Below are 13777 nucleotides of genomic sequence, written 5' to 3' on the forward strand. Positions count from 1 at the left end.
ATGCGATAAAATATCTCCTGGCAGCCGCATCATGTCGGCTGTCCGAGGAGCGGGGATGGGGCCGAAGAAGATCGAGGTCGTGGTCACCGATCTTGGTGAGTACATCAACCAGCAGTGCTGCGAGCGCAGCTTCAAGCTCCGCCTCAACAAGCAGGAAGTGGCCAGGAAGTATCCTTTCTACCCTGCCGTTCGAAACCCCCTCAATCCCGTCCTCGCCACCACCGGCGCCAAAAGAGAAAAGGAGCTGAAGGAGGACCTCAAGAAGCGCATGAGGTACCTGAACCCCACGGAGGAGGACGGCACCAGGATCACCTGGGAACAGTTCGTGGACGCGCTCTCCGGCATCAAGGCCGGCGAGGACTGCTTCGCCACCGAGGTGGAGGTGGGGCGGGAGATGGACGCTTTCAGGGTCACCGGGAGGATGGATTTCGCCCTGGTGCTGTGGAAGGGCGGCGCGCCGTGCCTGAGGATCGTGGAGTGCAAGGCCAGCAGGAAGGACCGGACCTATCACCGGGTCCAGCTGGCTACGTACCGTATCATGGTCACGAAGCTGCTGGAGAACGGCCTGGTGATCGGGGGGAAAAGGTTCGACAGCGTCCCCATCGAGTCCGTGGTGGCCCGCATCGACGAAGGAACGAACCGCCTGCAAAACGTCCTGGAGCTGCCGTCCCTGGACCTCCGCGAGGAGATAGAGGACGTGCTGAGCCTGCTCTCCCCCGGAGGCCCCCTGGACTACGTGGCCGGGCATGACCTTGACGAGCTGGGGTTCTGCCTGGAGGCCAAATGCGATTCCTGCGTGCATTGCCCCATCTGCCTCCCCGATACCGCTCACAAAAGGAGGCTCGAGCTGGTGGGGGCCGACCCATCGGTGGTGAGGGTGCTGAAGGCGAACGGGGTCATGACGCTGGATGACCTCGCCGACCTTGACCTCTCCTCGGAGGCGGTGAAGGGGATCAGGGGGACCACCGGCTTCAACGACGACCTCGACGATCTGGTCCGGAGGGCCAAGGCCAGGCGGTCCACCTTGCCCGGCCGCAGGGACGGCGACTTTTCGGTGATGACCAGAGCGCACCCGGGCCTCGGGCAGCTGCCGGCGCACGACAACGGCCAAGGCCAGAGGCTGGTCCGGGTGTACCTGGACGTCGGCTATGACTATGTCGAGGACAGGGTGGTCTCCATGGCTGCCCACGTGACCGACAGCGCCGGCGAGTTGCTGACGCGGCGCAGCAACGGGGACGACCCGGTGCCGGTGGAGCAGGACGACGCGGGGACCCCGTCCCTTCTGAGCGGCGAGGTCGTGGTCCGCTTCATGGAGGAGGCATGGACCGGCGAGCCCACCGCGGACGACGCGGCGGAGGGCAAGATGATACGGTCCTTCTTTGGAGGCCTGGTGGAGGCGATAGAGAAGGTCAGTGGGGCCGATGACTTCCGCCCCCTGCACTTCTACGTGTGGAACCCGAGGGACATGGTCCACCTGATCGACGCGTGTTCCCGGGCGGGAGGGCCGCTGCTGCGCAACCTCACCGAGCTGCTGGGGTGCCGGGAGGAGTGCCAGGGCGAGCTGGAGCAGATGATCTTCACCCCCCTGGGCGGAGAGATCGACAGAAAGATGGTGCTCGGCTACACCGGCCGGAGCCTGATCACGGCCACCGCCTTTAGGTGGTTCGGGCGCCCCGCCTTCCACTGGACCCGGCGGGTCAACGGGAGCAGCGTCGACCTTTCAAGGTTGTTCCGCCGGGACATTTTCGACTACCGGACGGTGCTCCATCTCGATGAGAACGATGAGTGGTGCGAGAAGGACCACCCCAGCGCGCGGAGGCAGAGCTTCGAGATACGCACCAGGTTCAGCGCGGACATAACCTCGCCATACTGGCATGCCATGTGGGGCATCCTGCCGGACGCGTCCTGCTTCAAGGACCCCCTGGTCAGGAGGACCGTGGAAGACTATCGCGCCGCGGGGAGGCCCGAACTCATCGCCGCGTTCCTGGAGTGCAAGTGCCAGGCGCTCAGGTGGCTGGAGGAGCATCTGAGGAAGGACGACCGGATAGTGAAGCCTCTCATCCCGGTGAAGATGTTGCCTCATATCGAGGACGAGTTCGCCGACCGGTACGACCTGGTGAGGGCCTGCCAAGACTTCCTGAGGCTGGACCACCACGTGAGGAAGGTGGACTGGCTCACTGCCGGCCTGAACTCTCCTGCCAACAAAGTGGCCGAGGGGCTGGCGGTCCCGGTGCGCAACGGCAGGTTCGTCAGGTCGGAACGCAGCACCACGCTGTTCGCCGATCTGGCCCTGGACGCGTACCCCGTGGACCGGAACGTGTTCTTCTCGGGCTGCACTATCGATGAAGGCTCCTTCGTTAGGGTCACGCCGTGCACCGGGGACATCGACCAGGGGCAGAGGGTCAGGGACCTCGTGAGCAACGGGGTCACCGGCACGGTGGAAAGGATCGATCCTGATTCCGGCACGGTGGAAGTGAGCATCATCACCTCGGCATACAACAACGATCTCGCCAGGGCGTACATCCTGCGCTCTCTTCCCGCCTCTGACCTCATGCCCCACGGGCTGGTGGGGGACAGCGTCTCCGACTTCGTCAGCTACCGCGTGGACTCCTGGCTGGAGGACAACGGCCGCGCCCCTGCCGTCGCATGGTTCGACCCCCATGGTCCCAGGGTGCCGGTGAGGCCGCCCCTCTCGCCCGGCCGCGCCAAGCGGTACGCCGCGCTGCTCAGGGAACTGAAGCTCTCGGGGCACGGGCTCGACGAGGTGCAGGCGGAAGCGTGCATGGACGGACTGTCCAGCACCGTCCAGCTTCTCCTGGGGCCCCCGGGCACCGGAAAGACCAACACCACCGCGGCAGCCATCCTGCTGCGGCTGGCGGCCCGTGACAAGAACAGCATGTTCATCGTATCGGCCAACACCCACACCGCCGTGGACGAGCTGATGAGCAGGCTCCGCCAGTCCATCGTCCCGTTCATTGAGGCCGCCCGCCGGAACGGAGTGGACTGCAAGCAGGTGATACCGCTCCGGCTCAGCAGGGAGCTGGGAGAGGCAGGATACCATGTTCCTCCGGAGAACATCACCGAGATCATGGAGCGGGCCAAGCAGGGCCATCTCGTGATAGGCGGCTCCATCAACGAGGTGCTGAAGCTGGCGGGCAGCGCGCGCAAGGTCCTCGGCTCCCCCTTGAGAGTGGACGGCCTGACGGTCGACGAGGCCAGCATGATGATCTTCCCCGCTTTCCTGGCCCTCTCCACGCTGGTATCTCCGGACGGGGAGATCATGCTCGCCGGGGACCACTTGCAGCTCTCCCCCATCACCGCGCACCAGTGGGAGGATGAGACCCGGGAGCAGGTTATGCGGTACTCCCCGCACGAGAGCGCCTACATCGCCGTCCAGAAGCTGTGCTCGCAGTGCGGGCCGGGCATGATAAAGCGGTCGGCCTTGACCACCACCTACCGGCTCACCCCCGAGCTGACGCATCTCATTTCGGGCATCTACCGCCGCGAGGGATACTCCCTAGAATCTAAGAAGGGGAACTCGGCGAAGAACGGGATGCCCACGTCCTTCCGGGACCTGTGGTCCAACGGCGGGGTGTTCCTGGTGGTGCACGGCGAGGCCGGGTCCAGGAAGAGCAACGAGTTCGAGGCCGCCCTGGTGCGGGACATCCTGGCCGCCCGGCCCGGGCCGAAGGGATCGATACCTCCGGGATCGGTGTCCATAATCACCCCCCACCGCGCCCAGAGGGCGGTGCTGAGGACGACCTTGAAGGGCGGTCTCGGCAAACAGATCAAGATGATCGATACGGTGGAGAGGCTGCAGGGAGGGGAGTGCGAGACCATCATCGTGTCGGGGACGCAGAGCGACGCTTCCGCCATCGCCGGCAACGCCGAGTTCATCCTCGAACTCAATCGCACCAACGTGATATTCTCCCGGGCCAAGGAGCGGCTCATCGTGGTATGCTCCCGGAACCTGCTCGACAGCGTCCCGGCCGACCTGGAGGACTATCGCTCCTCCTGGCTGTGGAAGCATCTGAGGTCCATATGCGACACCACCGCAGCGGTGGTGAGCGGGTATGAATATGATGTCAGGATAATGGTTCCGGGGAAGTACTGGACCGAGTGAGGGAAGTGGCCCGCCGCTGAGAGGTCGGCTACCTCGGACCTCACCGAACATTAATCGGGATATCGACGGATGCTCGAAGATGGCTCATGGCATCTCTAAATACTATCAGCTCCCGCCCACACACCTCATGTACAGGAAGGCGACGGATGCGGACCGGCCGCTGACAGGTTCGTTCGGCTCACGAGCGCGCCCCACTCTGCTCAAGAAGCTGGTGGCCGAGGGGGTGGGAACCTTCATCTTGGTCCTCGCGGGCGTGGGGGCGGCTGTGTTCGCCGGGCACATATTCGGCCCGCTGGGAGTGGCCATCGCGTTCGGCGCGGCGGTGGCGGCGATAACCTTCGCCATCGGGCACATCTCCGGCGCTCACGTAAATCCCGCGGTGACGGTGGCGGTGGCGGCGACGAAAGGGATGGACCTCCGGGGCTTCTTGGGGTATATAATCGTCCAGCTGATCGGCGCGACACTGGCGGCCGCCATCATTTACGCGATAGCCAACGGCCAGCCGGGAGGATATGATCTGGACCTCGGGCTCGGCGCCAACGGCTATGGGGACCACTCGCCGGGCGGGTACAACGTCACCGCCGCGGCCATCGCTGAGGTGGTGCTGTCGTTCGCGTTCGTCCTCGTGGCCCTGTTCGCCACCGACAAGTTCGCCCACAAGGAGCTGGCGGGCATACCCATCGGCATGGGCCTCGCCTTCGTCCATCTAGTCGGTATCCAGATCGACAACATGTCGGTGAACCCGGCGAGGAGCTTCGGCCCTGCCATAATCGCCGGAGGGTGGACCATCGAGCAGCTCTGGCTGTTCATAATCATGCCTATTGTGGGTGCGCTGATCGCGGCGGTGGTGTACCGCTACATCGGCAGCTACGCGCCGCCAAAGGATGATACACCTCCAGCACACTGAGGCCGCATAACGGCCCCGTTCCGGCGCCGAGCCCCTTTCTCGCGCCGGCGGGGTTTTTATTAAGGTGCCAGGGAGCGAGAGAGCTTCAGCTCCATGGCCTAATGATATGAGATGAAAATCAGGGACTTCTTGATAAGAGGTTTAGGAAAGGGTTTCGACGTCCAGGCTTAGTACCTGTCCTTCGGCTTGTGCTTCTGGAAGCACTCCCTGCAATAGACGGGCCTGCCCTCGGTCGGCTTGAAAGGAACCTGGGTCTGAGCTCCGCAGTCGGAGCAAACAGCATCGTGCATCTCGCGGGGTTCGCGGTTGTAACCGCCCTGCCTTCTGTTTCCGTACATTACTGATCTACCTACTTTGTTGTTGTATCGCAAGGACCTGAAAGGACCTCGCGACATGATAGCTAAGCACATTTACTATAAAAACTAATGCATTCTGGCCACAAGATACCGGCCCGAGCCGGCGTGAAGTGATGTTCCTGTAGGGGTTCATTATAAGTGCTTCGATGGCATCGTGTTAGTGGTCCGAGCCTTGGCGGCTTCCGCGCCGTTCCGGCATGGGTACGCCATCGAACGTCGGGCCGAAATGAGATGTAGACATGACTGACAAGATAAACACGGTTTGTGCCAAGTGCGGAGAGAAGTTCGAGACCCTCTATGAGCTGGGCGAGCACATGGAGGATGTTCACGGCGAGATGCAGAGAAAGGTAAAGCCCCAGCGCCCCAAGCCAAAGAAGAAGCGCTGAGCGGATGCCGGCCGCGGGGCCCTCATGTTCTCCCCGCAGCTGCCAGCTCTTTCACCAAAATATTGAAGAAGGCGTCCCTGGCCTTTCTCTCGTTCCACGGCTCGTGGCCGCAGTCCTCCAACAGGACGAAGCGGAAGTCCCGAAGCGTTCTGGAGAGGGGCTCCTTCACCCCTGCAAGGGGATGAGGATCATAATCCCCGTGGATGGCCAGCACCGGGCATCTGATGCTCTTGCCTATCTCCAGCAGCCAGCCGCTCCGCCTCAGCTCCGCCGCTTCCGCCGACACCTTCAGGAAGACGTCCTTGCTCACCGGGAGCCTGCCGCCCTTTCTCAAGGCATCGAAGCTGTCGGCTTTGGACATCAGGGAGCCGAACTCGCTCAGCTCCTCATCCGTGGTCGAGCTTGCGGGACCCCCGAGAGCGTTCAGCAGGACCAGCGCCCTTTGGCGGTCCCGGGCGTCCAGACGTCCCAGCCTGGTGGCGGTTATGCCCTCGGCATAGCGCTCCTCGAACGGGCCGCTGCCCACCAGGACGAGTTCGTCGACGATCTCGGGGTGCTCCGCCGCCACTATCCAGCTCAGCCACGCTCCCCAGGAGTGTCCCACCAGCACCATCGGGCTGCCAGCCTCCTCCAGCGCTTCGCGGAGCTCGGCGACCTGCCCGGCGATGGTGTCGGCGGTCTGCAGCGGCTCCAGCACCCCGACCGTCCTGGACAGCACCTCGGCCACCGGGGCCATGGCTCCTGCCGCCCCCGGCCCGCCGTGCACCGCCGCCACCCTGAACGGAGCCTGCCCATGCTTTCGCAGCTTAGCCATATCGGATTCTCCCTGCCCTATGTTTCCATCGCGGTTAGAAAAGGTCATCCCAGTTTATCGCCCTTTTCAACCTTTTGCTGAGGCGCAACGAGGACGACCCCATTGCGGGAATAGACGCCAAGCACAAGGACCTCCGACATGAGGTCCGCGACCTGCCGTGGAGGAAAGTTCACAATGCCCAGGACCTGCCTGCCGATCAATTCGTCCGCTCTGTATAGCTCAGTTATCTGCGCGCTGGACCTTTTTATCCCTATATCGTCCCCAAAATCGACCAATAGCTTGTAGGCAGGCTTTTTTGCTTTTGCAAACGCCTCGCATTGAACGATCTCTCCCACTCTTGTATCAAGCTTCAAAAAGTCGTCAAATGTTGCCACCGCGATCGCTCGCTCCATACGATCTCACTTTTTATCCCCTTATCCCCTGTTCCAGGGGTTTTGCGCCTTTCTCAAGATAACGGGTTCACTCCGTCCCGTTCCGGGGGCGGGAGCTCTTGAGGTCCATCCCCCACTCCTGGAAGAAGGTGTCCAGCCACCAATAGATATCATGCTCCCGGACCACCGAGCGGAGGGAATCAATGTGCCGCGTCCTTTCCTCTTCGGGCATGGTCAGGGCGCTGAGGATGGCCCGGGAGGTCATCTCGACATCATACGGGTTGACTATCAAGGCATCCTTCATCTCCTCGCTGGCCCCGGCGAACTCGCTGAGGATGAGGGCGCCCTGGTCATTGACGGTGACGTACTCCTTGGCCACCAGGTTCATGCCGTCGATGACCGGCGTCACCATCGCCACGTCGGCCAGCTCGTACAGCACCAGCAGCTCGTCGGAGGGGATGTGGCGGTTGATGTACACGATAGGGGTCCAGTTGGGTGTCTGGAACCTGCCGTTGATCCGGCCCACCGTCTCCTCCACCTGCCTCTTCATCTCCCGGTACTCGTGGATCAGGGAGCGGCTGGGCGACGCCACCTGGACGAACGACACCTTCCCCATGTACTTGGGATTGCTGTCCAGGAACCTCTCGAAGGCCAGGAAGCGGTTCAGGATGCCCTTGGTGTAGTCGAGGCGGTCCACTCCCAGCAGGACGCGCTCCACGTCCATCTTCCGGCGCAGCTTGGCCGCTCGCTTGTGCACCACTTCCTCCTCCCCCTTGGCCCGGTAGGTCCCGAAGTCGATGCCAATCGGTATCGCCCTGACCTTGGTCACATGACCGTCCAGCTCGATCGCATCGTCGGTGACAGAAGCGTCCGGGAACTCCCTCCGGACCGTGCTCAGGAAGTTGCCAGCGTAGGCATGGGTATGGAAACCGATGAGGTCAGCGTCCAGCAGCCCTTTTAATATCTCATTCCTCCAAGGGATGCAGGCGAACGTCTCCACCGCCGGGAAGGGGATGTGCCAAAACATCGCTATGCTGGCATCGGGGACCTTGGCCCGTATCATCGACGGCACCAGCGAGAAATGGACGTCCTGCACCCACACGTTGCTACCCTGGTCCATCTCCTCGACGGCCGCGGCCGCGAACTTCTCGTTCACGCGCTTGTACGCCTCCCAGTACGACTTGTTGAACTGGGCATTCTCCTGGAACATGTGGCAGATCGGCCACAGCACTCGGTTGCTGAACCCCAAGTAGTAGTCCGCCACTTCCTTGGTGGACAGCCACACCCGTCGCAAAGTGTACTTGGGGTCCTCCGGCGGCACCGCGATCCTTCCCCGGGGGTCGCTGACCTCCATGTCGGCGTTGCCGCTCCCCCAGGCTATCCAGGTGCCTCCGGTGGCCTGCATGACCGGGTCTATGGCGGTGACCACGCCGCCGGGCGGAACCTTGCACTTCACACCCTTCTTGGTCCTCTCGTGCACATAGGGTTCCCTATTAGAAATCAATACCAGTTTCCCGGACCCGCTCATCCTAAACGAATGCAATAGGAATCCCCCTTCTCTTGAAGCTATCCCAGGACCCGGTACCCGCCGGGGGCGCAGGAACAGGAACCTCCGCCCCCGCGCTCTCTCCAAGAACCGCTCTCTCGGTGGTCAGGATACATTATCTCTATTGATACCCATTACCGAACCTTATTAATTAGGTCCTTCCTCGCTATATCCCGGATGCTTGGCTTTACTCATCTGGTCGTAGTTCTTCTCCTCATCAAGCTGTTCCGTTTGGACAAGAACGAGGCCTTCGCCGCTCTCCTCTTCGGAGTCTTCATCGATTTCGATCACGTGTTCGGCATGGCCGAGTTCGTCAAGCAGGACGGCATCGAGAACGCTCTGAACCTCGACGCCGCGCTGACCTCGGACGTCCAGTGGAAGAGCCTTATGCACGACCCCATGGCGGCCATCATCCTGGTCCCAGCAGCCATCGGCTTCCGATTCGTGGTCCCCCTGCTGGCGTGGGGGATGCACTTGGTCATGGACTATGTGCAGATCAACTACTTGGGCGTGATGTCGGTGCCGGAGTTCATCCTCCTGGGCATATTGGTGGCGATCTTCGTGTACATAGAGGCCCGGGAGGTCCAGAACGCCGGGAAACCCATCACCGTCCGCAATCTGTTCGAAAGCTGGGGCTCTCAGGTCGACGATCTCATACGGGACATGCCGCTGCTGGGCCGGCTCAGCAAGAGGAAAGGACCTCAAGATATCGCCGGGTGAACTCCCGGGTGCCCAGGCTCCCGCCGGCGTCCCTGGTCCTGATCCCCTGCTCCAGCGCTGCGGGCACCGCTTTCTCTACCCTGTCCGCTGCGTTCCCGCTGCCTAGGTAGCGGAGCATCATGGCCGCGGAGAGTATGGCGGCCGTGGGGTTGGCCAGATCCATCCCGGCGATGTCCGGGGCGGAACCGTGGGTCGGCTCGAACAGGGCGAACTTCTCTCCCAGGTTGACGGACGGGGCGAAGCCCAGGCCGCCCGCCAGCGCGGCCGCCTCGTCGGACAGGATGTCCCCGTACAGATTCAGGGTCACGAGGAAATCCAGCTTCCGGGGCTGCGATACCAGCGCCGCGGCGGCGGCGTCCACCAAGAGCTCGCTGGCCTCGAGGCCGGACCCCTTCATGCGGTCCAGGAAGACCTCCCTGAACAGGCCGTCGGAGCGGCGAAGGACGTTGGACTTGTGCACGCATGTAACTTTCTTCCCCCCGTCGGCGCGGCAAAGCTCGATGGCCTTGTCCACGATGCGCCGGCATGCGTACTCGGTGACCTTGCGCTCGGTGACGATGCCCCCCGGGACCTCCCTCTCCTCGCCGGTGTACATGCCCTCGGTGTTCTCCCTCACGATGACCACGTCGAGGTCCACCAGGCCCACGGAGGGGTGAAGCCTCTTCACCGGCCGGATGTTGGCGTACAGGTCCATGCTCTTGCGGAGTGACAGCAGCGGGGACCGGTAATCGGCCCTGTCAGCGGGCGAGGTGATGGCCCCGAACAGGGCGGCGTCGCTGTCGTTCAGCAGGTCTATGGTGCTCTGGGGAAGGTAGGAGCCTGTTCTCGTATGGCACTGCAGCCCCATGCACCCCTCGACCATCTCCAGGCCGGGGGAAACAGCTTCCAGCACCTGCACGGCCGAGGCGATGACCTCGGGACCGATGCCGTCGCCTTCTATGATGACGGCCCGCTTCATTCGGACTCCAGCCTCTCTACCAAGCTGGCGACTATGATGGGCAGCGCGATGGTAGCGTCCCCCTCCACGGTAACGTGATCGGCGGTCTCCTTGACCTTCCCCCACGATACGGCCTCGCGCACCTGCGCGCCGGACAGGGAGCCGTCGTACTCCACCGCGGTGGTGAGGTAGACGGCGTGGTCCAGGCCGCCCCGGAACTGGCTCCACCAGATGGTATGGTGCTTGGAGATGCCGCCCCCGATCATGATGGCGCCGGCCTCCTTGGCCGTGAATATGATGTCCATGAGGTCCTGCTCGTCCTGGAACAGGTTCATGGTGGTCTTCCGATGGTCCTGCCAGTACATCCACATCTGGCTCCCGAAGGAGCCGTCGGTGATCCCCGGCACGAACATGGGAACATTGTTGCGGTGGCACCAGTGGACCAGGGAATTCTCGTCGTCCACACGGGCGCCGACCTCGTCGATCAGCTCGCGGGTGGAGATGGTGGTACGGTCCTTCATGATCTGCCGGAACATCGGCTGAAGCTTCCTCTCCAGTATGGTCCCGTAGCTGGAGTTGGGTACCAGGACGTTGCCCAGGCGGTTGACGCCTTCCTTGTGCAGCTTTACGTCGTCCATCAGGAAGTCGCCGTGGTAGTAGGACTTCCACACCCTGGCCAGATCGTGGTCCAGAGTGCCGCAGGTGGTTATGATTACGTCGACGAGCTTCCTCTTCACCAACTCGACGATGACGCCCCTGGTCCCGGTTGCCATGATGCAGGCGGGGAACGACAGGAAGGTGATGCAATCGTCCTTTCGGACCATCTCCTCGACGATGTCCACGGCCTCGGCCAGCTTCCTGCCGGTGAAGCCGCCGGAGCTTCCCATCTGGCGGATGAGCGAATCGACGGTCATGGGCTGGTCGAGCTTGATGTCCTTAACGGGTCTTTTTGCCTTCATTTAGAGGTCCCTTTCATTTCAGTATAGTGGTCCAAGCAATCCCCTCGTCCTAATTATAATATTTGTTTTACCGGGCGGAGGGTTCGGGATCCTTCCACTCCTTCACGATGGCCTCCAGCCGGGCGCGGGAGGCCTCCTGGTCGCCGCTGTTGTCCAGGACCGTCCATCCTTCTGACAGCGCCAGGGTGACGGCCCGCACCCTGGTCAGGGCGGAGAGGTTCTCGAACATCTCCTCCTCGTCCCGCCGCGTCGCGATGCGCTGCAGCGCCGTTGCTGGGTCGACATCCACCAGGAGCAGCCTCGATGGGGCGGGCAACGTTCTGGATAGGACCGCGTATCCTATCCCGGCAAGGCGGCCCGGCAGGTACGCCGCGGCCATTAGGTACCTGACGAAGATGACCACGTCATGGTCCCTGGATCGTCGCCTCAGGAGGCTCAGCGACACCAGGAGGTCCGCCAGGAAGAAGAGGGAGGCCAGCGGGTACATGAGGCGCTCTTCGCCCTGCAGGCACCTCCGGGCCAGCCGGCCCAGCCGCCTCTCCGACGGGTGCACCTGCACCAGCACCCGCTCCCCCCTTTCGCGGTAGTGCTCCTCCATCCACCTCGCCACGGTGGACTTGCCGGAGCCGTCGATGCCGTCGATAACGATCCATCTCATCCTCGCCTCTCCCGGGGCAACATCACGGAAAGGGCTATCAAGGATATCATATGGGGCCTCTTCATCCCGGCCGCCGCGACGACCTCGGGGGAGCACCCCCATCCCATATGGCCGCCGGCCGCCAAACAAGATATACGCGCATGGCGATGGCCGTGCGGTGGCATAATTGGCGGACGTGGTCCTGGTAGCCCTGGCGGTCGTCGTCGTCACCGCTGTATTCGCCTTCACCAACGGGTTCCAGGACTCCGCTTCGTCGGTGGCGACCATGATCGCTGCCGGGGCCGCCACCCCTCGGCAGGGGGTGCTGTTCTCCGCGCTCTTCAATTTCATAGGCGCGGTCCTGGGAGGGAGCGCCGTTGCCTTCACCGTGCAAGGCCTGGTCTCCGTGAACGTGGGCATTGAGCTAGCCGCGGTGCTCCTGGCCGCGGTGGTGTCGGCCACCGCCTGGAACCTGGTCACCTGGTGGTTCGGGCTGCCGTCGTCATCCACCCATGCCCTGGTGGGCGGTCTGGTGGGCGCGGGCATCGCCGCGGCGGGGGCCGGCAGTGTGTCCTGGGGGCTCGCCGAGCTGGCGAACGGTCAGCTCACTGGCATCTCCAAAGTGGTGGCGCTGCTGCTCCTCTCGGTCCTGGCCGGTTTCCTGGGCGGGTACCTGGTCAAGAAGCTGAGCCTGGGCCTGCTGCGCAACGCCAAGCGGGGCATCAACGGTCCGATAAGGAAAAGCCAGTTCCTCACCGTGGCCGCCCTGGCCTTCGCCCACGGGGCCAACGATTCCCAGAAACAGATGGGGGTGATGACCATGGCCCTGCTCTCCGCGGGACTGGTGGCGACCGCGAGCATCCCGGTGGAGGTAAGGCTTCTGTGCGCTCTAATGGTGGGCTTGGGGACCATCGGCGGCGGATGGAAGATCATGAAGACCCTGGGCCGTAAGATCTACCGGATCAAGCCCGTCGACAGCCTGGGCTCCCAGATAGCTTCGGTGGCGACCATCGTAGGCTCGACCCTGGCGGGAGCGCCGGTATCGTCCAATCAGGTGGTCTCGTCCAGCGTCATGGGGGTGGGAGCGGCCGAGAACGCCCGGCTGGTCCAGTGGTCGGTGGGGAAGCAGATGGTGGTGTCGTGGTTCATCACTATCCCCGCGGCCGCCCTGTTGTCCTCGCTCATTTTCATTATGCTGGAAGTGCTTATAGGGGGATGAGGTCGGGAGCATGGACGAGGGCAGAGGGTTGAAAAGGGGAGGAATAATCGACTCCATATTCCCGCCGAAGTACGACTTCCAAGGCATGGTCAGAGACCAGGCCGACATGGCCAAGGAGGGGGTCCGCGCCCTGGTGGACTGGCTCAAGGATGGGAGCATGTCCTCCCCCGACACGCTGATCTCGATCGAGCAGAAGGCCGACGATGCCAGGCACCTGATGGAGGAGAAGCTCATGGAGGCATTCTCCACCCCCTTCGACCGTCAGGACATATACTCTCTGGCGAGGCAGATCGATTATATCCTTAATTACTCCCTCTCCACCGCCCAGGAGATGAGGGCCTTCGAGCTGCCGCCCGACGGGGCGATAATGGGCATGGCGATGGCCCTTCAGTACGGGACCGCATCGGTGGCCGAGGCCGTGCGCATCGTGGGGACCGAGACCTCCCACGTGGACCGCATGGTCAAGGAGATGCGCCGCGCCGAGCGCGAAATAGAGGCGATATACATCGAAAGCATGAGTTCGGTGTTCAATAACGACGATCCCATATTGGCTATGAAGAAGAGGGAGGTGTACCACCACCTCAAGGACGCCGGGAGGACCCTGAGCGTCACCATTGACGTTCTGCACCGCATCGTGGTGGGCATCGCCTGATTCGAAAACCGCCCTGCGGGGACGAAAAGCGGCCATATTAAAATTATTGCCCCAGCACCCTCTGCCAGATATGAATTTTATCAGACTCCGGAATGAACAAACCATATATACATGTACCATAATTACGGGCGAAAAACCTTGAAAGAGGGT

Annotated in this window: 13 protein-coding genes; 6 read left to right on the top strand and 7 right to left on the bottom strand. The window is 62.7% G+C overall.

The features are described from left to right. The first annotated feature begins 55 nt into the window (after window positions 1-55). Complete coding sequence (locus tag WYS_RS14235) at window positions 56-4123, top strand: bifunctional RecB family nuclease/DEAD/DEAH box helicase (RefSeq protein WP_019176808.1); 4068 nt, start codon at window positions 56-58, stop codon at window positions 4121-4123. 79 nt (window positions 4124-4202) lie between these two features. Next, on the top strand, window positions 4203-5030 hold the full coding sequence (locus tag WYS_RS03675; protein WP_201798841.1) for an aquaporin: 828 nt from the start codon (window positions 4203-4205) through the stop codon (window positions 5028-5030). 167 nt (window positions 5031-5197) lie between these two features. Here WYS_RS03675 and WYS_RS15575 read toward each other — a convergent pair whose 3' ends face one another. Then, on the bottom strand, window positions 5198-5368 hold the full coding sequence (locus WYS_RS15575; protein ID WP_019176810.1) for a CxxC-x17-CxxC domain-containing protein: 171 nt from the start codon (window positions 5366-5368) through the stop codon (window positions 5198-5200). 257 nt (window positions 5369-5625) lie between these two features. Between WYS_RS15575 and WYS_RS15910 the strand changes: the two genes are divergently transcribed. After that, window positions 5626-5772: a hypothetical protein gene (locus tag WYS_RS15910; RefSeq protein ID WP_019176811.1), complete on the top strand. Its 147-nt coding sequence runs from the start codon at window positions 5626-5628 to the stop codon at window positions 5770-5772. A 22-nt stretch (window positions 5773-5794) separates the two neighbouring features. On the opposite strand, the gene WYS_RS03690 is transcribed toward WYS_RS15910, so the two are convergent. From WYS_RS03690 to WYS_RS03700, 3 genes are all read right to left on the bottom strand, one after another. After that, window positions 5795-6586 carry an alpha/beta fold hydrolase gene (locus WYS_RS03690; protein ID WP_019176812.1) on the bottom strand — a complete coding sequence of 264 codons (792 nt, stop codon included), beginning with the start codon at window positions 6584-6586 and terminating at the stop codon, window positions 5795-5797. A 44-nt stretch (window positions 6587-6630) separates the two neighbouring features. Further along, complete coding sequence (locus WYS_RS03695; RefSeq protein ID WP_147654472.1) at window positions 6631-6960, bottom strand: tRNA-binding protein; 330 nt, start codon at window positions 6958-6960, stop codon at window positions 6631-6633. An 85-nt stretch (window positions 6961-7045) separates the two neighbouring features. Further along, on the bottom strand, window positions 7046-8485 hold the full coding sequence (locus tag WYS_RS03700) for an alpha,alpha-trehalose-phosphate synthase (UDP-forming) (protein ID WP_081579810.1): 1440 nt from the start codon (window positions 8483-8485) through the stop codon (window positions 7046-7048). 195 nt (window positions 8486-8680) lie between these two features. Between WYS_RS03700 and WYS_RS03705 the strand changes: the two genes are divergently transcribed. Continuing rightward, complete coding sequence (locus WYS_RS03705; protein ID WP_019176815.1) at window positions 8681-9223, top strand: hypothetical protein; 543 nt, start codon at window positions 8681-8683, stop codon at window positions 9221-9223. Here the strand turns inward: WYS_RS03705 and WYS_RS03710 are convergent. The 3 genes from WYS_RS03710 to WYS_RS03720 all read right to left on the bottom strand — a co-directional run bounded on the left by WYS_RS03710 (window position 9186) and on the right by WYS_RS03720 (window position 11777). Then, window positions 9186-10181: an isocitrate/isopropylmalate dehydrogenase family protein gene (locus tag WYS_RS03710; protein ID WP_019176816.1), complete on the bottom strand. Its 996-nt coding sequence runs from the start codon at window positions 10179-10181 to the stop codon at window positions 9186-9188. The genes WYS_RS03705 and WYS_RS03710 overlap by 38 nt on opposite strands. Further along, a complete protein-coding gene (locus WYS_RS03715; protein WP_019176817.1) occupies window positions 10178-11119 on the bottom strand; it encodes a deoxyhypusine synthase in 942 nt (313 codons plus the stop codon). The genes WYS_RS03710 and WYS_RS03715 overlap by 4 nt, the downstream gene beginning before the upstream one ends. A 67-nt stretch (window positions 11120-11186) precedes the next feature. Next, on the bottom strand, window positions 11187-11777 hold the full coding sequence (locus tag WYS_RS03720; protein WP_019176818.1) for a hypothetical protein: 591 nt from the start codon (window positions 11775-11777) through the stop codon (window positions 11187-11189). 175 nt (window positions 11778-11952) lie between these two features. Between WYS_RS03720 and WYS_RS03730 the strand changes: the two genes are divergently transcribed. Together WYS_RS03730 and WYS_RS03735 are read left to right on the top strand one after the other, a co-directional pair. Continuing rightward, window positions 11953-12975 (top strand): inorganic phosphate transporter, encoded by a 1023-nt coding sequence (locus WYS_RS03730; RefSeq protein WP_147654473.1) that lies wholly within the window; start codon window positions 11953-11955, stop codon window positions 12973-12975. Between the two features lie 10 nt (window positions 12976-12985). Continuing rightward, window positions 12986-13627: a DUF47 domain-containing protein gene (locus tag WYS_RS03735; RefSeq protein WP_019176821.1), complete on the top strand. Its 642-nt coding sequence runs from the start codon at window positions 12986-12988 to the stop codon at window positions 13625-13627. Window positions 13628-13777: the final 150 nt, after the last annotated feature.

Origin of the sequence: Methanomassiliicoccus luminyensis B10 (genome assembly GCF_000308215.1) — an archaeon.
In the GTDB taxonomy this organism is placed as follows: domain Archaea; phylum Thermoplasmatota; class Thermoplasmata; order Methanomassiliicoccales; family Methanomassiliicoccaceae; genus Methanomassiliicoccus; species Methanomassiliicoccus luminyensis.